Annotated in this window: 13 protein-coding genes; 7 read left to right on the forward strand and 6 right to left on the reverse strand. The window is 33.6% G+C overall.

Going from position 1 to position 21,684, the window contains the following annotated elements; all coding sequences use genetic code 11:
• Positions 1-3,207 (reverse strand): SusC/RagA family TonB-linked outer membrane protein, encoded by a 3,207-nt coding sequence (locus LG649_RS08180; protein WP_226543165.1) that lies wholly within the window; start codon positions 3,205-3,207, stop codon positions 1-3.
• 412 nt (positions 3,208-3,619) lie between these two features.
• Between LG649_RS08180 and LG649_RS08185 the strand changes: the two genes are divergently transcribed.
• Positions 3,620-4,852, forward strand: a complete 1,233-nt coding sequence (locus tag LG649_RS08185) for a glycoside hydrolase family 88 protein (RefSeq protein WP_226543167.1) — start codon at positions 3,620-3,622, stop codon at positions 4,850-4,852.
• An 82-nt stretch (positions 4,853-4,934) separates the two neighbouring features.
• Here the strand turns inward: LG649_RS08185 and LG649_RS08190 are convergent, their stop codons facing one another.
• The 3 genes from LG649_RS08190 to kduI are packed head-to-tail and all read right to left on the reverse strand — an operon-like array spanning position 4,935 to position 7,766.
• Complete coding sequence (locus LG649_RS08190) at positions 4,935-6,110, reverse strand: DUF4861 family protein (RefSeq protein WP_226543168.1); 1,176 nt, start codon at positions 6,108-6,110, stop codon at positions 4,935-4,937.
• 11 nt (positions 6,111-6,121) lie between these two features.
• A complete protein-coding gene (locus tag LG649_RS08195) occupies positions 6,122-6,916 on the reverse strand; it encodes a gluconate 5-dehydrogenase (RefSeq protein ID WP_226543170.1) in 795 nt (264 codons plus the stop codon).
• A 7-nt stretch (positions 6,917-6,923) separates the two neighbouring features.
• Positions 6,924-7,766, reverse strand: coding sequence for a 5-dehydro-4-deoxy-D-glucuronate isomerase (gene kduI / locus LG649_RS08200; RefSeq protein WP_226543172.1), 843 nt, complete (start codon positions 7,764-7,766; stop codon positions 6,924-6,926).
• A gap of 136 nt (positions 7,767-7,902) precedes the next feature.
• On the opposite strand from kduI, the gene LG649_RS08205 reads away from it, so the two are divergent.
• Positions 7,903-8,922, forward strand: coding sequence for a LacI family DNA-binding transcriptional regulator (locus tag LG649_RS08205; protein WP_226543174.1), 1,020 nt, complete (start codon positions 7,903-7,905; stop codon positions 8,920-8,922).
• 138 nt (positions 8,923-9,060) lie between these two features.
• Positions 9,061-13,260: a hybrid sensor histidine kinase/response regulator transcription factor gene (locus LG649_RS08210; RefSeq protein WP_226543176.1), complete on the forward strand. Its 4,200-nt coding sequence runs from the start codon at positions 9,061-9,063 to the stop codon at positions 13,258-13,260.
• Between the two features lie 58 nt (positions 13,261-13,318).
• Here LG649_RS08210 and LG649_RS08215 read toward each other — a convergent pair whose 3' ends face one another.
• Both LG649_RS08215 and LG649_RS08220 read right to left on the reverse strand, forming a co-directional pair.
• The gene (locus LG649_RS08215; RefSeq protein WP_226543178.1) at positions 13,319-14,839 is read right to left on the reverse strand and encodes a sialate O-acetylesterase; all 1,521 of its coding nucleotides are present in this window, start codon (positions 14,837-14,839) and stop codon (positions 13,319-13,321) included.
• A 24-nt stretch (positions 14,840-14,863) separates the two neighbouring features.
• Positions 14,864-16,699, reverse strand: coding sequence for an alpha-L-rhamnosidase-related protein (locus LG649_RS08220; protein WP_226543180.1), 1,836 nt, complete (start codon positions 16,697-16,699; stop codon positions 14,864-14,866).
• 212 nt (positions 16,700-16,911) lie between these two features.
• Between LG649_RS08220 and LG649_RS08225 the strand changes: the two genes are divergently transcribed.
• From LG649_RS08225 to LG649_RS08240, 4 genes are read left to right on the forward strand one after another with little or no spacing between them, the layout of a single operon-like run.
• Positions 16,912-18,006: a glycoside hydrolase family protein gene (locus LG649_RS08225; RefSeq protein ID WP_226543182.1), complete on the forward strand. Its 1,095-nt coding sequence runs from the start codon at positions 16,912-16,914 to the stop codon at positions 18,004-18,006.
• Positions 18,007-18,033: 27 nt separating this feature from the next.
• Positions 18,034-19,353: a sugar porter family MFS transporter gene (locus tag LG649_RS08230; RefSeq protein WP_226543184.1), complete on the forward strand. Its 1,320-nt coding sequence runs from the start codon at positions 18,034-18,036 to the stop codon at positions 19,351-19,353.
• A 9-nt stretch (positions 19,354-19,362) separates the two neighbouring features.
• A complete protein-coding gene (locus tag LG649_RS08235; protein WP_226543186.1) occupies positions 19,363-20,181 on the forward strand; it encodes an alpha/beta hydrolase in 819 nt (272 codons plus the stop codon).
• Positions 20,182-20,186: 5 nt separating this feature from the next.
• Entirely contained in the window at positions 20,187-21,680 is a 1,494-nt protein-coding gene (locus LG649_RS08240; RefSeq protein WP_226543187.1) for a sulfatase-like hydrolase/transferase, read from the forward strand.
• The last annotated feature ends 4 nt before the right edge of the window (positions 21,681-21,684 follow it).

Consider the following 21,684-nt stretch of genomic DNA (forward strand, 5'->3'; position numbering starts at 1 on the left):
TTATAAAGAAACTTTTAAACCTAATGCCCAAGTTCGCATGAAAGGATAGGTCGCATTATTAGCTCCTGCTTGAGATTCTGGATCATAACCGTCTTTTACCTTTGTAAATTCAAATAAATCGTTTCCTGAAAAATATATTCTAACCAAATCAATGTTAGTATTTGATATTTTTAAGTCGTTAATGTTATAACCAACTATTAATGATTTTAAACGCACGTAGCGGTTGTTTTGCTTCATGAAATCTTTATTAATATAATTCCAGTTAGCCACATTAGCTTGTGTTGAAAGTCTTGGGAATTCCGCGTTTGGGTTATCTTCTGTCCAGGTTCTTCCTAACCAAGTAGCCGATTGATTTTGCCATACTTGTTGAAAAGGAGCTGCCCAATACCCAGTTCTAACCAAATTTTGGTTTAATACCCCCTGAAAGAATGCGCTTAAATCCCAATTTTTATATTTTAAATCGAAATTAAAACCAAATACATGATGTGGTGAAGAGTCTCCATGATAGGTTAAATCGTTAGTGTCTATAACGCCATCACCATTACTATCAACAATTCTGGTATCTCCAGGAACTAAACCTGCGGCTGTACCTTGTGCAGGCAAAATACCACCAGAGTAACTTGCGTAGTATTCATCTACCTCAGCTTGGTTTGCAAAATAGCCATCGGTGTTGTATAGATAATACGAGTTAATGGGTTTGCCCAAAATGTTTCTATCAGAGTCTACGCTGTTTAAACCTGCAACAATAGCTTCGGCACCCGAATATTCGGTTATTTCATTTCTAGAGTCGCTCATGTTTGCGGCTATACTGATGTTTAAATCTTTAAAATTACCTTGCCATCCAATTTGAAACTCCCAACCTTTATTCACTAAAGTTCCGGAGTTTGTTAAAGGAGCACCAGTACCAAGTAAGTCTGGATAAACTAAGCTTACTAGCATATCTCTGTTTTGTTTTTCAAATAAGTCTAGAGAACCAAATACTGCGTTATTAAATAATTTAAAGTCTATACCAATTTCTTTATTAACTATGCGTTCCCATGTTGTGGTATCGCTAAATAAACTACTAGCGCGAGAGGTTTGTTGTTGTCCTGCATTGGTTTGCCCAAATACAGTTGTACCAAAGCCTACGGTAGATAGATATCCGAAATTGCCAAACCCAGAAGTACTTCCTAATTCGCCATAACCACCGCGTAGTTTTAAAAAGGAAAGAATATCACTATCATTTAAAAAGTTTTCTGCACTAATAACCCATCCACCAGATACACTAAAGTAATTAGACCATTTTTGCCCTTCGGCAAATCGTGATGAACCATCTCTTCTTCCTTGTAGTTCTAATAAGTATTTTTCTTTATAATCGTAGTTAATACGACCAATATACCCAAAAGCGCCCCAGGTATTTCCACCACCTTCGGTTTCTATACTTTGGTCTGTTGCTCCTAAATTTAAATCGTAAACACCATAATCTACAAATCCGGTTCTTCTAGCTCTTAATGCATTGTTCGTGTTTTTTTCAGCTTCTACTGCTAAAAGGCCAGAAAGGTTGTGATCGCCAAAATTGTTGTTATAATTTAAAGTGGCTTTAAAATTTTTATAGGTTACATTTCCAGTTTCTTCCTCAATGTATGTGTTACTTGGGTCGGTAATGTAAGTAGCAAAGTCACCTTGCCAGCTGTATAAAGGTACAGCTAAAGTGTACTCTTGGTCTTCACTGTTTTGTCTGGTAACAGAATAAGAACCTGTAATATCTAAATTATCTGTTAGTTTATACTGTGCTTGTGCGTAAATTTTTAATTGCTCGTCTATAAAATTTTGGCGCCCGCCATCAATAACTTGTGCAACAGCGTTTCTGGCACCTGCAATATTTACACCGCCAAAAACTGAGTAATATTGTCCTAAATCGTTATAGGCTGGGAACAAAGGCGCATCATAAGCAGCAGCTTCTCGAGCTAAACCACCTGTTGGTCCAGAAATATGACGATGAAAATAGGAAACATTAGTAGTTAGACTTAGTCGTTCACTAATATCTAAATTATAGTTTAAAGAGAAATTGTAGCGTTCAGACGAATCGTCGGCAACTTTTAAACCACCAACGTTATCATCATAACCTGCTGAAAGGCGAAAATTACTTTTTTCAGTGCTTCCAGAAACACTTATGTTGTGTTGTGCAGAATAAGAGTTTCCGAAAAGATCGTCAAAACGGTTACCTTCCGCTAACCAAACTCTACCATTTATGGGTAAATCGTAGTAACCTTCTTCTCCTGCCGCTATTCTTTCAAGTGTTTCATAATCGTTCCAGAAAAAATATCTTGGGCTTTTTCCTGCAGCTAAATCTGAATCTGCAGCAGCAAGGTAAATGTCTCCGTATTCGGTCATTGTTGGTGTTGGAGGCCTTATACCAATAGTTCCCATTCTCATAATGGTACTAATATCCACCTTTACCTCGCCTTTTCCTTTTTTAGTAGTTACTAAAATAACACCACCAGCAGCTCTAGAACCATATACAGATGCCGATCCACCTTTTAAAACACTAATACTTTCAATGTCATTTGGGTTCATTTCATTAAACGCCGAAGCGTTTAAGGCAGGAACACCATCAATTACTACTAATGGTGAAATTCCGTTAACGGAAGAAGCACCTCGAATTAAGAAATTAATATCTTCATTTCCAGGGCGAGAAGATGCACGTGTAACTACTAAACCTGGAGTTCTACCTTGTAAAGCTAAAGCAGGACTACCAACAGCTAAATCTTCAAAGGCTTCAGCTTTAACTTGTTCAACAGCGCCTGTTAGGGTTTCTTTTTTGGCCGTACCATAGCCAACAACAACAACCTCGTCTAAGGCAGCTACGTCAGACTCTAGTGTTACATTAATAGTGTTTTGGTCGCCTACGATAACTTCTTTTGTAACATAGCCAATGTATGAAAATACTAATACAGCATCATTTGAAGAAACAGTAATACTATAGTTACCATCAAAATCTGTAACTGCACCTTTTGAGGTTCCTTTTACTAAAACATTAACACCAGGAATACCAAAGTTATCATCTGTACTTACAACAGTTCCTGAAATTGTTCTGTCTTGAGTAGTGATTTCTGGAGTGGGGTTTGCATAGGCTTTGGTGGTAAAGCAACAAACCATTAGGGCTAAAAACCAGATAAATACTGTTGGTTTTTTTAAACACACCCAATAATTAATTTTGTTAGTCATAAAAATTAGTTTTTAGTTGAAATACTTTTAACTTCAGTTTTAAAGTAAATTTGAAGTTAGGGTCTTGAATTGATTAATAATAGCAATATTAAATAGATTTATTTGTGAGTAATATTAATTATAGACTAATATCTATAAATTATGATTCAATAAAGAGTTAAGGTGTTGTTTTTCATTAGTTTGTGTTTTTTTTTATTGAGTTTGAATTTTATGTATTCTTCAATAAAAATCTATTTTTATGTGAATTTTTCATCTTTTTTATCATTATTGAGAGATGTGATTAAATCTTTATGAATAACGAAAATTTATAGGTTAAGGTAAATGAATCATAATTTATAGTTTATGAATCATAATTTACTCTATTGCAATAACCATATTCATAACATTGTATTATTGAAAACCTAATACGAATATGAATATAATTAAGACCTGTTTAGTTGTAACATTATTGTTAATGTTATCATGTAATTCAACAAAAAAAGAAGCTTCAAAAAAAGAAGATCCTAAATCTTTTCCTCTAGAAAATGTTTTACAAAATAATGTTGAAAAATTAAGTAAGGTAGCTAATGCGTTATCTTACCCCGATAGTTTACCAAGAAATATAAAATCAGATAAAACAAATTGGGGTTTTGTTGGAGTTACAGATTGGTGTAGTGGCTTCTGGCCAGGAACCTTATGGTATGCTTACGAAGCATCTAAAAACAGACAAATTAAGCAGGAAGCAGAACGTTTTACAGCCCCTTTAAAAAGTATTGCGTATTCACCAGCTGATAATCATGATATTGGGTTTATGATGTATTGTAGTTATGGAAATGGATATAGGTTGACTGGAAATAAAGAATACAAGCAAACGTTATTAGCTGCAGCAGATACTTTAGCTACTTTATACAACCCCAAAGTAGGTACAATTTTATCTTGGCCTAGCCAAAAACACAAGTTTAAATACAACACTATAATAGATAATATGATGAATTTAGAACTGCTTTTTTGGGCTTCAAAAAATGGAGGTAATAAGCAGCTTTATAACATAGCAAAAAGTCATGCAGAAAAAACTATGAAGCATATTGTTAGAAAAGATAGTGCAGTATACCATGTGGGCTCTTTTGATGAAGAATCAGGCGAGTTTTTACGAGGCTATACACACCAAGGTTATGCACACGAATCTATGTGGGCTAGAGGACAAGGCTGGGGTATTTATGGTTTTTCTGTAGCGTATAGAGAAACCGGAGAACAAGCCTTTTTAACAACCGCAGAAAAACTAGCGGATCATTACATCAAAAGATTGCCTGATGATAAAATTCCGTTTTGGGATTTTGATGACCCTAAAATTCCAAATGCACCTAAAGATGCATCGGCAGCTGCCGTTGCTGCTTGTGGCATGTTTGAATTATCTCAGTTAATTGATGATGATTTAAAAAAGAAAAAATATTTTAACGCCGCTAAAAATTATGTTGAAATATTATCATCTGCAGCCTATTTAAGTGAAAATACTAATGAAGCTTTATTATTGCATTCAACAGGGCATTATCCAAAAAACTCTGAAATAGATGTACCAATTATTTATGCAGATTACTATTACATGGAAGCTTTATTAAGATATAAAAAGTTATACGAAAAACAGGCTAATGCATTGGCATTAAAATAAGTATTTAAGTTAGTTAGTTTAAAAAAGCACTTCTAAACATTATGTTTTAAAGTGCTTTTTTGTTTTTGGTATTTATAAAAATTTAATTTTTTAAACTTACTTCAAGAGGTGTGTTTATTTGTTGTGAAAACTTGTTTAAATAGTTTTTCCATGCTTGACTAGTGGTAAATTGTCCAGATTCTTTCCAGCCAAAACCTGCATAATATACAACTTTATTATTATGTACTTTTAAATGTGCATAAGCATTGCTCAGGTCTGTGGCTTCAGTGTTATAAGTTTCAAAATCTATAAAAGTATGTTCTGGTGCAACAATAGCTAATCCAATTTCAGAATCACCGTGTGGTTCCCAGTAACTAACCCATCCACGTTCGGTATTTCCGGTTACTTCTCCATCTTTTTCATGTAAAGTTAAACCAGCCGATATGGTGTTTGTTCCTTCAATAAATGTGGTGAATTTAGATAGGTTGTTTCCTAAATCTAAGCTAATTAATTTAGATTCTTTAATGTTTTTATTTCCAGCTTGCCAAGTTTCATATTCTAAATAAAAACTAGTTCTAATTGGTCCTGTGGTTATCGTTTTCCATTTTGTAAAGTTTTTTGATATGTGGTACATGGTATCTTCCTTTATAGCTATGCCTCCAACACCTCTACTAGAGCCTACATGAAAATTATCTAAGCCTTCTGGGGAAGGCTCGTGATAAGCACCAGGTCTTTTAGAATTTTTTTTGTACCAATTATTAATTATTGGGTATTCTACTTTTTTTAACCAAGCATCAACACCACTTGATAATGTACCACCTGGAATGCTGTTTTCTACCATTTTTTGAGCTACAGGCCCATAAACACGAAAAGCTACTTTGTTATTTTCCCAAGTATAGTCGTCTGTACGTTCTGGTACAAACCTAGAATAACATAAATTATCTGCTTTAAGTTTTTCAGCTTCAGTAATTGTAATCAAATGGTAAGTTTTTGTGGTATTTCTCTCGATTTGTGGTTGAAACAGTAAGTCATCGAAAGTACCATCGCCATCATTATCTACAGTTTGTGTTATTTGTAAAGTTCCAGTTTCGGCATCTTTTATTGCTAGCGTGGTTAAGTCTTCAACATTTAAAAATTCTTTTGATAATTCAACCGTTTCGAAAGTGCGTTTAAAGTCTAAATTATTTTTTATAATAATTGTTTTTATGTTTTCTTTTTGATTGCAAGAAGAAAAAATAGCGGCGCATAAAGCGCCGACTAATAAAGTGTTTTTATTCATAATGTTTAGTTTTAGTCTTCGTTTGAAGGTTTACCTATGGTAGCCAAAATACCACCATCTACATAAATAACCTGTCCGTTTACAAAGTCGCTAGCCTTCGAGCTTAAAAATATGGCTGCACCTTGTAAATCGTCTGGATTTCCCCAACGAGCTGCTGGTGTTCGGTTTATAATAAATTCGTTAAACGGATGCCCATCTACACGTATGGGAGCCGTTTGGCTTGTAGCAAAATAGCCAGGGCCAATACCGTTGGTTTGTATATTGTGTTTTGCCCACTCTGTGGCCATGTTTTGAGTTAACATTTTTAAACCACCTTTTGCAGCGGCGTAAGCACCTACTGTATTTCTGCCTAATTCGCTCATCATGGAACAAATATTTATTATTTTACCGCTTTTACGTTTTATCATGCTTTTAACAACGTGTTTAGACATAATAAAGGGACTTATTAAATCTACCTTTATCACAGCTTCAAAATCGGCAACTTCCATATCCTCAAGCGGCGTTCTTTTAATAATACCTGCATTGTTAACAAGAATATCAATTTCTCCAACTTCTTTTTCTATGTGGGCAATGTTTTTTATAACTAATTCTTCATTAGTTACATCAAATAAATATCCATAGGTTTTAATGCCTAAAGATTTATAATAAGCAACAGCTTTATCTAGTTTTTCTTGTGACGAGGCACCATTAATCACTAAAGTGGCTCCGGCATTGCCTAGTCCTGTAGCCATGGCTTGCCCTAAACCATGAGTTCCTCCTGTTACAAGTGCAATTTTACCTGTTAAATTGAATAAGTTTACAGACATAGTTTGTTTATTTTAATTCATTTATTTTGCAATGGTCCATGTCTCCATAGTCTAAATTTTCACCTGCCATTCCCCATATAAACGTATAATTGCTTGTTCCAGAACCTGAATGAATTGACCATGCTGGAGAAATAACAGCTTGATTGTTTTGCATCCAAATGTGTCGAGTTTCTTGTGGTTGTCCCATAAAATGGCAAACTGATTGATCTTGAGGAACATCAAAATAAAAATAAACTTCCATTCTTCTATCATGAACGTGGGCGGGCATGGTATTCCATACAGATCCAGATTTTAATTCGGTCATTCCCATTTGCAGTTGACAAACATCTACAACACTGTTTACAATGTATTTTCTTAAAGTTCGAGCATTAGCAGTTTCTGGTGCACCCAATTCTACAACTTCAACATCATTAATTCCAATTTTTTTAATAGGATATGCTTTATGTGCGGGAGTAGAATTAATGTAAAACATAGCAGGTTCTTTGGCCGAAGCACTTGTAAAAGAAACTTCTTTATTTCCTTGGCCTACATATAAGGCTTCTTTGTTGTTAAGTTCGTAGTTAGTACCGTCAACTTTTACGGTTCCAGAGCCACCTATGTTAATAATCCCTAATTCACGTCTTTCTAAAAAATATGGGGCTTTTAAAGGGTCTATAGCTTCAAGCTTTAATATTTCGTTTACTGGTACTGCACTTCCGGTAATAAAGCGATCGTAATGAGAGTATATCAAATTTAATTGATCTGGTACCATTAGGTTATCAATTAAAAATTCGTCTCTAAGTCTTGTAGTATCATATTGTTTTACATCTTGAGGAGAAGCGGCGTACCTTACTTCATAATTATTTTTCATTTTATTTAGTTTTAATGATTTTAGTAATTTGTTTAAGTTGATAATTTGTTTAGGTAAATATAATAAAATTAATTAAAATGCAATCGATTGTATTTTTGTTATATTTGTAGAGATTAAAAGAAAATAAACTATAGCATTGAATAATAAACCAACCATTCACGACATAGCTAAGGCTTTAGGAATAAATAGTTCTACGGTATCTAGAGCTTTAAATGATAGCCCGAGGGTAACACAAAAAACTAAAAATAAAATTTTAGCAATGGCTCAAGAACTGGGGTATCAACGAAATGTTCTTGCATCCAACTTACGAAAAAATGTAACGCATACTATTGGTGTTATTGTGCCAAGAATTTCTCGCCATTTTTTCTCGTCTGCTATTCAAGGTATTGAGGAAACCGCCTATGCAGCAGGTTATAATGTAATAATTTGTCAGTCTTTAGAGCAATTAGAGCGAGAGCAAAGTATTGTTAATGGTTTAGTAGAAAAACGTGTAGATGGGTTGCTAATTTCAATATCTATGGAAACGTTAAATTATGATCATTTAGATCTGGTTGCAAAAAATAAAATTCCGCTTGTTTTTTTTGATAGACATTGTAATATTCCTAACTATAGTAGTGTTATTATAGATGATTTTAAAGGAGGTTTTGAAGCTACAGAACATTTAATTAAACAAGGATGTAAGCATATAGCTCATTTTTCAGGACCTAAAAATTTAGAGATTTATAAAAACAGATTAGCGGGTTACAAAGCGGCCTTAAAAAAACATAAGTTAACATTTAATGAAAGTTATGTTATTACATCAAGGCTTATGGAAGATGATGGTTATGCTAATATGAAAGTTTTAATTGATAAAAATATTGAAATAGATGCCGTTTTCTCAGCAAACGATATGGCTGCTATAGGCGCTATAAAGTTTTTGAAGCAACAAAAAATAGCAATTCCTGAAGATATTGCAATTGTTGGTTTTAGTAATGAGCCTATAAGTACTGCTATAGAACCATCACTAACCACTATAGATCAATCTGGGTTAACTATAGGTAAAACCGCAACAAATTTACTGTTAAACTATATTGAAGAAAAAAGTATTCCTGAAAAAGGGAAAACCGTTATAATTGACACTAGCTTGTTAGAACGTAATTCGTCGAAAAAAGAGTAGTTTCATATTAAAAATGATATAGATAGTACAAAAAGTAATTAAAAATTGTATTTTTTATTACTTTTTGTCATTAATGCTAGAAACAAAATAGTTATATTTCTAGGCAAACCAACACCACTAAACTAATTTACTAAACTAATGCGCATTCAATTTAATTTTTTAATACTGTGGCTATTGTTAACTCAGTTTGGTTACAGTCAGTTTAATAATTTAAAATTCGAAAATCTTGATACCTATAATGGTTTATCAAGTAGTACTTGTGTTGAAATTTATCAAGATGATGATGGGTTTTTATGGATAGGAACTATTGATGGGCTTAACAAATACAATGGATACGAATTTGAGGTTTTTAGGTCTGTTTTAAACGATGAAACATCTATAAGTAATAACCGAATAAATACTATTGTAGAAGATAATCAAGGTAATTTATGGGTTGGAACCAATAACGGTTTAAATTTATTTAATAAGCAAACACGTAAATTTACACGCATTAACCTTTACGACAACTTATCTTTAGCTAGCACCAATAAAAAAATTATTAACGATTTACTTTATGATGGTATTAATAATAATTTATGGGTAGCCACTAACATTGGTGTAATTAAAATTGAACTTGGCGATTATATTATAGATAGTGAAAACTCAAATTTCTCCTATTATATTCATAATCAATCTGATGTTAAATCTATAGATAACAACAGCGTTAACGTAATTTTAAAAGATCCAGAAGGTAATATTTGGATAGCTACAAATGGTGAATATTTAAACAAATACAATTCTCAGAATAATAATTTTGATAGAATTTATATAGATAGTAGCGAGTCTTACGAATTAAACCATATCACAAAAAAAATGTTTATTGATGCCGATGGTGATTTTTGGATTGGCAACGATGCATCAAATTTTATACTCTGGAACAGAAAATCTAATACATTTAAACATGTATCAATTAGCGATAAAAGTATTCCTGTTTATGATATTTATCAAGATAGAAATGGTTTGTTTTGGATGTCTACAGATGTTCATGGCTTATTCTTATTCGAAAAACATAATAACGAAATTAAGGTAATACAAAATGTTTTAAACGATTATTCAGATCCATTTTCTCTACCCAATAATAAACCAACAAAAATTATTGAAGATAAAAGCGGCGTTTTTTGGATTGGAAGTTACGATAAAGGTGTTAGTATGCTCGATTTATCAAATTCATTTGGGCATTACTACTTCAAGCCTTATCATAAAAATGGTTTAAACCAAAAAACAGTACAATCTGTTTTACAAGATTCAAAAGGTAGAATATGGATTAGTGCCTACTCAGGAGGGTTAAATTTATTTAATGAAAACACACAGAGTTTCACCCATTTTGAGAGTGGTAACAACTCCAGCAGTTTGAGTTCTAATAAAATAATGTACACTTTTGAGGGTAACGATGGTAGTATTTGGGTGTGTACATTAGATGGTGGAGTTAATAAATTTAATCCGGAAACAGGACAGTCAAAAGTATTTGTTCATCGCGATAATGATGTTAATTCTATAGGACAAAGTTCTGTTTGGACTGGGGTAGAAGATAAAGAAGGGCGAGTTTGGTTTGGTTTAAGAACAGAGGGTTTAAGTGTTTATAATGCTAAAACCAATAAGTTTACCAATTATAAAAATGAGTTTGGTAACGATAATAATTTAATAAGTAACGCGGTATTATGTTCGTTTATAGATTCAAAAAACCGTTTATTTATAGGTACATCGTTAGGTTTAAATGTAATTAATTTAAATGCGTTTAAATCCTACATTCCAGAACGCTTAAATTTCGATTTGGTAAAAGGTAACGGTCTGGAAGGTATTGGTATTAATTACATTACCGAAGACCATTTAGGCAACATTTGGGTTGGTGCAGATAGTGGCGTGCATAAGCTTTCAACAAAATTAAATATAACAAAATCATATTCATCAACTACTGGGTTACCAAATAATTTAGTAGTTGGTATTCAGGAGGACAATGATTACAATATTTGGATTACTACAAAGGGTGGTTTATCGTTGTTAAATCCTAATACTCATGTTTTTAAAAACTTTAATGCTCACGATGGACTTCAAGGTCCAGAATTTCAAAGTAAATCTATAACTAAAACAAATGATGGACGCATTATAGTTGGAGGTATAAACGGCTTTAATATGTTTCATCCCAAAGATATCGTTTATCCAGCATCAGTAAATATTAAACCTCAAATTACAAATTTTAGGCTTAACAATAAAAATGTAGTGGCGGGCGATTCTATAAACGGACGTATAGTGCTAAACAAGGGCATTTCCGAAGTGCAAAACATTACATTAAAGTATAACGAAAATTATATATCCTTTGAGTTTTTAGGTTTATATCTTGAAAATCCAGACCGTGTGCAATACGCATATAGAATGAATGGTTTAGACGACGAATTTATAAAAATAGGTTCAAATAGAGTGGTGAATCTTTCGAATTTAGAATCTGGTGACTATACATTTGAGGTAAAAGCAACAACCACAGGGCAATGGGATGAAGCACAAGCAACAACTATAAACCTAAAAATATTACCACCAATCTGGAGAACATGGTGGGCCTATGTAATTTATTTGGTTTTAGGAGTTTTAATTTCTTGGGTAATTTTACATTATTACACACTAAAAGTACAAGAAGGCCAGTTGCGAGAATTAGACCAAATGAAACTACAGTTTTTTGTAAATGTATCGCATGAGTTTAGAACGCCTTTAACTTTAATTTTAAATCCAGTAGATAAAATTTTATCAAGTTTTAATAACGATCCCGAAGTGGTTAAAACCTCTGCTTTATCTATTCAGCGTAGTGCGCGCCGCCTTCTGCATTTAGTAAATCAGTTATTAGATTACAGAAAAATGGATGTAGGTATGTCTCCGGTTAGGTTAGAAAAAGGTGACATAATAAAATTTGGGCAAGATATATTTTCCCTATTTAAAGGTTTGGCCTTTAAAAAGGAAATTGAGTATAAATTTAAAAGCGCTTCCAATGAAATTATCATGCTTTTCGATTTTGACAAAGTTGAAAAAATAATAACCAACTTAATATCAAATGCATTAAAATTTACAGGAAGTGGAGGTAAAATTACAGTTGCTATAAACAGAGTTGAAGGTAACGTGTTAAACCCAAAAAACATGTTATTTAAAAAGGGAAAATTAAATGATTATGTTGAAATTGTAGTAAAAGACACAGGTGTAGGTTTAGATAAAGACCAGTTAAAACATATTTTCTCCAGGTTTCACAACGAAGATCCTACAAAAACAGGAACAGGTATTGGGCTTAATTTTACAAAAGCTTTAGTTGAAGCTCAAGGTGGAGAAATTCATGTAGAAAGTAAGTTAAATAAAGGAGCTAAGTTTATTGTAAAGTTGCCTATTAACTCTAATGCAAAAGCCGAAAAAGTTGAGAACGTTAAAAATGAATTTTTAATTAATTCTATTAAAACAGTTGAATATGATATGCTAATTTCTGATGATGTTAATCTTGAAGCCGATATAGAGAATAACACAGAAACAAACAAAAAAGATAAAAAACCAGTGGTACTAATTGTTGAAGATAACAAAGAGTTACGCACACATTTAAGCAACGACTTAAAAAAATTCTATACAGTTAAACAGGCAGTTAACGGAGAAGAAGGGCTTAAAAAAGTAAAAAAGATGCTTCCTGATGTTGTAATTAGCGATGTTATGATGCCTAAAATGAATGGTTTCGAGTTGTGTAAGTACATTAAATCAGAGTTTGAAACCTCTCATATTCCTGTTTTACTTTTAACAGCAAAAACTCTTGAGGAAGACCGAATACATGGTTATCAACACGGTGCAGATGGTTATATATCCAAACCTTTTGTAACTAATGTGCTAATGGCTAGAGTGAAAAATTTATTAGATTCAAAAAATAGATTACGTAAACGATACTCTGAAATTGGCGGTATATTTCCCTCTAGCGAAGTTACAACCAATAATTTAGATGAGGTTTTTTTAGATAAAGTAACTAAAGTTATTCTTGATAATGTTAGCGATTTAGATTTTAAACAAGAGCAATTATTAAAAGAAATAGGTATTGGACGCTCTCAATTTTACAGAAAAATTAATTCTCTTACGGGTAGTAATCCTAGTAATTTTATTCGCACTATTCGTTTGCGTTACGCATCAGAGTTGTTGTTAAAAGAACAATACTCAATTAAAGAGGTAACTCACATGTCTGGGTTTAATTCTACGGCATATTTTAGTAAAACCTTTAAAGAACTTTTCGATTTAACCCCTAGTCAATTTATTGAAAAGAAGCTCGAAAAAACAGAGAAACAACATATTTAGGTTTAATTGAAAATTAAAAGAGGACATTTCAAGTTTATGTAATGTGCCTCTTTTTTTATTATCGTGTTTTAAAAGGGTAAGCTGGTAAATTTTCTTCGTTAACCAGATTTACATTAGGTTTTCCAGCAAATGCATACCTTACGTAAAGTGGTGTATTTACGTCATTATGACTTAAAATTACAGTTTCTCCTTCAATTTTTGCATCAGCCATTTTCCATTTTTTTGTGCTATCTGCTATCCAAAAACCTTTTGGGGTTTCACCATCGGTTGTTTTTAAGCCATTACTGTTTTTAAAATGAATAATTAGTTTGTTTTCACTAACTTCTACAGATTTTAACATGGGGCCTTCTGCAATAATAGGTTTATTTAGTGTGTTTTTTGCAACAAGTAAAGCTAAACGTTCACCAATGGGTAATTTATCTTTTGGGTGTATATTATCAACATCACCTAAATCAATCGTATTAACAACACTTGTATTTGGTAAATTAAGTGCTTTTAATTGCGATGCACGCATCCATGCAAAAGATTCTTCGGTTGGGTTTTCAGGGTCTATATCTGGTTTTTTAACCGTGCCTTTTCCGTATCCTGGTAGCATAACAATAGCAAAATGCATAGTATCGTTTTGCCATTTTTTTCGATAATTTAAAATCCATTGTTGTAACACATCGCTATATTCTTGCATACCTATAACTCTATGAAACCAATTGGTTTCGTTTACAGTTGGCACCCCAGAAATATATCGTGTATTACGCTCGCCTTGGTACCAAACCAAACCTCTGCAAGCAAAAGGTATTAAAGGGTGCATCATGGCATTGTAAATAATATTTGGTTGACGGCGCATAAAAACATCTTCTTTTTGAGACCAACCATTTGGGGCGTTTAACGACTTTTTTATGGTATTTCTGGTCATCATATCTTTATCAAAATCGTACATAATGTTTTTAAAATACATAAAGTCGTTTTCCATATCGCGAGGCATCCAAGCTTCAATAGATGAGCTTCCCCAAGACGCATGAATAATTCCAACAGGAATATCTCCTAATTGTTCTAAATAATACGAAAAAGCAGAAGCTACAGCACTAGAAGAGTTACCAAGTTGCCATTTTCCAGTTACCTCATCTTCTTCCTCAAAAGAAACGGTGCGTTTTACATCAAAACTGCGAATATTTTCAGATAAAGGTGTAATAGCTTTAACATCAGGAACATTATCAACATTCATTTGCATGTTGGACTGCCCAGAACAAATCCAAACTTCACCAACTAGAATATTTTTTATTTTTATTTCAGATGATTTTGATTTAATAATCATTTCACCAGCAGTTTTATTAGCTTGTAGTGGCTCTAATTTAAGCATCCATTTACCGTTGCTATCTGCTAGTGTAGATTTGTTTTGGTTAGAAAAAGTTACAGTAATACTATCGTTAGGTGAAGATAAACCCCAAACAGGAACAGCAACACCTTGTTGTAAAACCATGTTATCACCAAAAAGGTTAGAGGGTTTTAATTCCTGTGAAAAACTTAAAACTGATTTTGTTAATAGTAAAAGTAAGGTTAATGTGTTAAGAACCTGATTATTCATTTTTTTATAAAAAGTTGATTGTGTTTAATTTACTAATTCAATAATACTTTCACCAGATTTTAATGCAACTGAATTTACTTTCCGTTTTACTTTTTTATTGTTTAAGTAAGCTTTTTTAAATGGTTTTGGTATCGAAAATTCGGCAGTCATCCCGTCTGGGATTGTAATTGTAAATGTAGAGCTTTGTGCCGAGGTTTTTTCATAATTTCCTAAAATAATACCATGTTGCGTTGGTGTTTTTATTTTGGAAAATGTTAAGTCGCCCATTTTAGGTTTTATCTGTGCAATTTTAAACCCAGGAGTTTTTGGTTGTATGCCCCATAAATAGCGAGTAATAGCATTTAACGGAGCGGTTCCCCAAGCATGATTCCAGTCGGTATTGGGTTTGTATTTAACATCCCAAGCTTCCATAGCCATTGTAGAACCTACCTTTATCATGTTCCACCAATTTCTATCTCCAATGGTGTCAGAAATTAAATGATTTGCGTAACGTTCTTCATCATACTTATACAGGCCTTCAAGTAAATATTGAGCTCCATAAACACTGCAGGCCATTCCTCTAGATTTAATAAACTTAGTTACCGAAGCAATATGTTCTTCAGGAACTAAATCGAAAGCTAAAGGAAGCATATTGCCGTGTAAAGATGCATGTTTTGAGCCCTCACCATCAATATAAATGCCTCTTTCAGAATCTAAAAATGTGTTATTTATAGTTTGTTTTACTTGTTTAGCTTTTTTACTGAATAATGCGGCATCATCTGGTTTATGTAAAGCTTTAGCAATTTTACTCATTAACACCATATTTTTGTAGTAAAAGGCGTTTATGGCGGTGTTAACATCAACAATTTCGTAACCATCTCTTTCGCCTTCGGCAGTAGCGAGTTTCCAGCCTGTATCTTTTTGTGCTGGTGGCCAATCTATAATATCTTTAATTTTTGTGTTCGGTTTTTTAAACCCTAATTTTTTTATTATATCTTTAGTTAGGTTTGGCGATTTAGAGCTTATTAGGCCATCAGGTCGTTCTAAATCCATTAATGTTTTAAGCTTTAAATTGTCGTAATGGTCTTCTAAAGGTTTTAGGTCGCCAGTATACATATAATCGGTATAAAACATTAGCACAGTATGTAGTAGCCACTCTGTTGGCCATGTAGGATGATTAATAAAATAGGCATTCGTGCGTCGTGCCATGGTGTATAGGCTATCAACACTATAATGGCTAAGTTGGTTTATGTATGCATCGGCTTCATAAGGAATGCGTTCACGATCGCCATCAACGTAATATCCTGTAAATGTGGTAGCTTTTATAGTATGTTTACATAGCGACCAAATAGAATCCATAGTAGGATTAGAGGAAGAGAAATAACTAGCGTCATCATTAAATTTGGCATGTAATGCTTTTTGTTTAAATTCAATATTATCTATTGGTATGTTTAGGTTTTCAACTTCAGCATAACGAAAAGGTATAATTACTCCAACCGAATCTGGCAGCATTATCGCATCTCCTGTGGTATTTCTTTTGTATGCTTTTATACTTACGTTGGTTGGTGTATTGGCTTTTAAATTTGGTAAAACAGATTTTCTGTACCTAATAGTTGCACCGGGTTTTCTGTCAATTTTGTTTTCGGAAATTAGTTTTTCTCCTAAATGAATAATTAATGAATCACTTTGTGTTTGAGTTGATGTTACTTCAATAGTACCAAAATAGGCTTTTCCGAAATCTAAAAAATAATGTCCATTTTTAATTTTAACTACTTTTTTAGGTTTAAAAAAAGAGTTCTCTAATTGTATGTGGTCGTTGGTTTGACTATATGAACTTAAAATTGCAAAAAAGCAGATTGTAAAAAGAATGATGTTTTTCATTAATTTTTTTATTTGAAATTAATGAAAAGAAGAGGTCTTAACAAGTTTCTTATACAGAAAGCATATATGAATCGACGAAGGTTAGTTTAACCATAATGTATTTAATAGGTTATTAAAAAATGAGCAATAGTTTATAAGCTATGGTTCATATTTTATATCAATAACACACCATAGTTTATATCATTGTATCTACCTAAACTAGATAATTATTAATGACTAACATAAATTTTTTTGTTTTATTTTTCTTCGGAATTTTTGCCTGTAACGCGCAAAATATAATCTATGATAATTTAAATGTAGCACCTGTTGATGGCGGTTTGCAAATGGACGATTATTGGGTTTGGGGAAGCTCGGTTATAAAAGGAGACGATGGTTTATATCACATGTATGCGTCGCGTTGGCCACATTATTTGCCATTTCACCCCGGTTGGATGGTTGCTTCAGAAATTGTTCATGCCACATCAAAAACACCAGAAGGGCCTTATAAATTTCAAGATGTTGCCTTAGGAAGTCGTGGTGCTCAATTTTGGGATGGTCGCTCATGTCACAATCCTAAAATTGTAAAACATAACGATACTTATATTTTGTATTACATGGGCTCTACACATCCTTTCGAAGAAGTTAATCACGACAATTTAGAGGAATTCGACTTAAAAAGTAAATGGTGTATCGCTGCACGTTGGGGTAAACGTGTTGGTGTCGCAACATCTAAAAGTCCGTTTGGACCTTGGGAACGACTCGATGCACCTATTCTAGAAGTAGAACCTAATAGTTATTACAGCTTTTTAACCTCAAATCCATCACCATTAATTAAAGATGATGGCTCTGTGGTGCTTTTATTTAAAGGTAGAAGTTATCAAGAGGATGGCATTACACATAGCGACATGAGTATAGGTGTTGCAACAGCGCCTTCGTTTGATGGTGAATATACGGTTGTAGGAACAAAACCTTTGTTCTCAATGGAACATTTAGGCGAGGTTGAAGATCCGCATTTATGGAGCGATAATAACGGATTTCATTTAGTTGCAAAAGATCAGCGTGGATTAATAACTGGAGGTAAAGGTGATGGTTTATTAGCGCATTCAAAAGATGGCATTCATTGGGAAGTAGATAAATCGGCAAGAGCCTATACTAAAACCGTAAAATGGAATAACGGAAAAACAATAAAACAAGGTCAATTAGAACGCCCGTTTGTATTTACAGAAAACGGCGTGCCAACACATATTTTCTTTGCTACAATGGATGGGCCAGGTGGTTTTGGTAATGGGACAAAAACTTGGAATATGGTTATTCCTTTAAAACAATAATTAAAAATCAACTAAAATATATTATAAATGTATAGAAAAATATTAATCTGGTCAATTACAGCAGCACTTGCTGGTTTTTTATTCGGTTTCGATGTGGTCGTTATTTCGGGAGCCGATAAAAAATTACAGGCCTTATGGGGTTCGTCTGAAGCTTTTCATGGCATTGTAGTTATGGGAATGGCACTTTGGGGAACCGTTATTGGTGCTATTTTTGGCGGTTGGCCAACTAATAAATACGGACGAAAAAACACGCTTATCGTAATTGGTGTGATGTTTGCAGTTTCGGCAATTGGTTCGGCTTTGGCTAACGATCCGTATGTATTTGCTTTTGCACGTTTTATTGGCGGATTAGGAGTAGGAGCATCAACCATTGCCGCGCCTGCGTATATTTCGGAAATTGCGCCGGCTAAAGATCGTGGACGTTTGGTTGCTATGTATCAATTCAATATCGTTTTTGGTATTATGATGGCTTATGCATCAAATTATTTGTTAAGTGATATTGATGAAAACGATTGGCGTTGGATGTTGGGTGTAGAAGCTATTCCTGCGGTATTGTATATTTTATTTGCTTTGCAAGTACCTAAAAGTCCGCGTTGGTTACTTTCAAAAAACAGAGAGGCTGAGGCACGAGAAGTTTTTGAAATGATTGAACCTTCTGCAAACATCGATGAGCTTATTAACGAACATCATGTACACGCAGCAAAAAGCGATAAAACCGAAACTATTTTTATAAAGAAATACAGGTTTCCTTTAATGTTGGCTTTCTTAATTGCATTTTTTAATCAGTTTTCAGGAATAAATGCGGTGTTGTATTATGCGCCACGTATTTTCGAAGCTGCCGGATTGGGCGAAAACTCGGCTTTATTAAATAGTATTGGTTTAGGTGTTACAAATTTAATATTCACATTGTTAGGTGTGTTTTTAATAGATAAACTAGGCCGTAAAACACTTATGTACATTGGTTCTTTGGCCTATATTGTATCGTTAAGTTTATTATCTGCTGCTTTTTTCCTTGAATGGACAGGAATGGCGGTGCCATTTTTCTTATTTCTATTTATTGCGGCTCATGCTGTTGGTCAAGGAGCCGTTATTTGGGTGTTTATTTCAGAAATTTTCCCAAATCATTTAAGAGCTTCGGGGCAGGCTTTTGGTAGTTCAACGCATTGGGTGCTGGCTGCATTAATTCCATCGTTATTTCCGTTATTATTAAAAGTTGCTGGTGGTGGCTTGGTGTTTTTAGTGTTTGCAGCTATGATGATTTTACAATTGCTTTTTGTTGCTTTTATGATGCCAGAAACAAAGGGAAAAACGCTAGAGGAATTAGAAGACGTAATGCTAAAAAAATAAACAAAGTGTATGAAGAAGTATTTGCTATTTACAATATTGATTTGTTCTTCGTTTAAGCTATTTGCTTCAAATGTCGATACACTTTCGGTATTTAGTAAATCAATGAATAAAACCATAAAAAATGTAGTAATTACACCGGATAGTTATCCTGAAAAAAATAAAACCTATGCGGTTGTGTATTTGCTTCATGGTGCTTGGGGAGATTATAAATCTTGGTTAGAAATTTCTTCAGAAATAAAAAATTTTGCAGACGTTTACGATGTTATTTTGGTCTGTCCCGATGGGCACGAATCTAGCTGGTACTTCGATAGTCCAATAGATGCTTCCATGCGTTACGAAACTTATATATCAAAAGAACTGGTTTCAAAAATAGATGCAGATTACAAAACAAAAGCCCAACCAGAATTTAGAGCCATTACCGGTTTAAGTATGGGTGGTCACGGTGCTTTGTATTTGGCGTTTAAACATCAAGATATTTGGGGAGTCGCTGCCAGTATGAGTGGCGGAGTAGATGTTAGAGGTTTTCCATTAAGATGGCATTTGGCAGAAAGATTAGGAACTTATGCAGAACACCCAGAAAACTGGGAAAACCATATGGTTATTAATTTAACTCATCTGTTAGATGGTGAAAAGTTAAAATTTATGTTCGATTGTGGTACAGACGATTTCTTTTACAATGCCAACGTAAGACTTCATAAAAAACTTTTAGAACGCAATATCCCACATGATTATATCGAGCGACCAGGAGGACATACAAAGAAGTATTGGAGGAATGCAATAAAATATCACATGCTGTATTTCAATGAATTTTTTAATCAATCAAATTAAAATTTATGCCTTTTAAAAAAGTAAACATAGTTTCAATTTTCATTATTCTGTTTTGTTTTGTGGCTTGTAAAAACAACGTCGAGTCCAAAACAAAAGCAGAAGAAACTAATGAGACTAAAAGTAGTTTAATAAATAGCAAACCCAATATTGTAGTGCTTTTATGCGACGATTTAGGCTACGGCGATTTATCGTCTTTCGGGCATTCAATTATTAAAACACCTAATCTTGATAAGTTAGCCGAAACCGGAATAAAGCTCACTAATTTTTATTCTACAGCACCAGTGTGCTCGCCATCGCGCGCAGGATTGTTGACTGGTAGAAGCCCAAATAAAGCAGGGATTTACGATTTTATTCCAGGCTTAAAAAAGAGTCCAGACAACCGCGATTTAGTGCATTTACAAGCGCACGAAAAAACCATTCCTGCCATGTTAAAATCGGCTGGTTATGCAACCTGTTTAGTGGGGAAATGGCATTGTAGTTCTCGATTTAATTCAAATGAACAACCACAACCCGACGATTTTGGTTTCGATCATTGGATGGCAACGCATAATAACGCAGCACCTAGCCATAAAAATCCTAAAAACTTTATTAGAAATAGAGAAAAGGTTGGCGAAATTGAAGGATTTAGTAGTCAAATTATAGTATCTGAAGCAATTGATTGGTTAAATGCTAAAAAAGACGATAAGCCTTTCTTTTTAGAAGTTACATTTCATGAGCCACACGAGCCTATTGCTTCACCTGAAGACTTAGTAGAAAAATATTTACCACAGGCTAAAACCAGAGAAGAAGCAGAGTATTTTGCAAATGTTGAAAATGTAGATATCGCTGTTGGTCGCTTGGTAAAATATTTCAAAGAAAACAATATGGACAACACGTTAATTGTGTTTAGTTCAGATAACGGGCCAGAAACCTTAATGCGTTACAGCAGAGCAAAACATTCTTATGGTTCTCCAGGAGCACTAAGAGGAATGAAATTGTGGACTAACGAAGCTGGTTTTCGTGTGCCAGGAATCATAAATTGGTTAGGTAAAGAAACTTTTACCGGAACAACAAATAATGTGGTTTCTGCTTTAGATTATTTTCCAACCTTCGCAGCATTGGCTGGTGCAGAAACACCAAGTAATTTAGATGGAGAATCCTTTACACCACTTTTACAAACGGGTGAATTTAATAGAGAAAAACCACTTATTTGGGCCTTTTACGATGCTATTAACGAGCGTCGTGTTGCGATGCGAAAAGGCAAATACAAAATTATGGCGCGTATTGAAGCTAACGGAGAAACCTTAGGCAAAATCCATAACCTTTACGATGGTAATGAAGCTTTAGTTAAAAACGCAGAGTTGGTCGATTTTGTGATGTTTAATTTAGAACAGGATATTAACGAATCGGAAGATTTAAAAGATAAAGAACCAGAAGTGTTCAATTCAATGAAATTGGCATTTCAAAAGGAATACAAAAAACTATTAGACGAAAGCCATATTTGGGTAAGAGCAGAATAATTTT

This window comes from Neotamlana laminarinivorans (assembly GCF_020523925.1).
Taxonomy (GTDB): domain Bacteria; phylum Bacteroidota; class Bacteroidia; order Flavobacteriales; family Flavobacteriaceae; genus Neotamlana; species Neotamlana laminarinivorans.

Bases quoted from the DNA above. Each gene is read 5' to 3' on its own strand.
- LG649_RS08180 (WP_226543165.1), bottom strand. From the start codon at position 3,207: ATGACTAACAAAATTAATTATTGGGTGTGTTTAAAAAAACCAACAGTA.
- LG649_RS08185 (WP_226543167.1), top strand. From the start codon at position 3,620: ATGAATATAATTAAGACCTGTTTAGTTGTAACATTATTGTTAATGTTA.
- LG649_RS08190 (WP_226543168.1), bottom strand. From the start codon at position 6,110: ATGAATAAAAACACTTTATTAGTCGGCGCTTTATGCGCCGCTATTTTT.
- LG649_RS08195 (WP_226543170.1), bottom strand. From the start codon at position 6,916: ATGTCTGTAAACTTATTCAATTTAACAGGTAAAATTGCACTTGTAACA.
- kduI (WP_226543172.1), bottom strand. From the start codon at position 7,766: ATGAAAAATAATTATGAAGTAAGGTACGCCGCTTCTCCTCAAGATGTA.
- LG649_RS08210 (WP_226543176.1), top strand. From the start codon at position 9,061: ATGCGCATTCAATTTAATTTTTTAATACTGTGGCTATTGTTAACTCAG.
- LG649_RS08215 (WP_226543178.1), bottom strand. From the start codon at position 14,839: ATGAATAATCAGGTTCTTAACACATTAACCTTACTTTTACTATTAACA.
- LG649_RS08220 (WP_226543180.1), bottom strand. From the start codon at position 16,699: ATGAAAAACATCATTCTTTTTACAATCTGCTTTTTTGCAATTTTAAGT.
- LG649_RS08225 (WP_226543182.1), top strand. From the start codon at position 16,912: ATGACTAACATAAATTTTTTTGTTTTATTTTTCTTCGGAATTTTTGCC.
- LG649_RS08230 (WP_226543184.1), top strand. From the start codon at position 18,034: ATGTATAGAAAAATATTAATCTGGTCAATTACAGCAGCACTTGCTGGT.
- LG649_RS08235 (WP_226543186.1), top strand. From the start codon at position 19,363: ATGAAGAAGTATTTGCTATTTACAATATTGATTTGTTCTTCGTTTAAG.
- LG649_RS08240 (WP_226543187.1), top strand. From the start codon at position 20,187: ATGCCTTTTAAAAAAGTAAACATAGTTTCAATTTTCATTATTCTGTTT.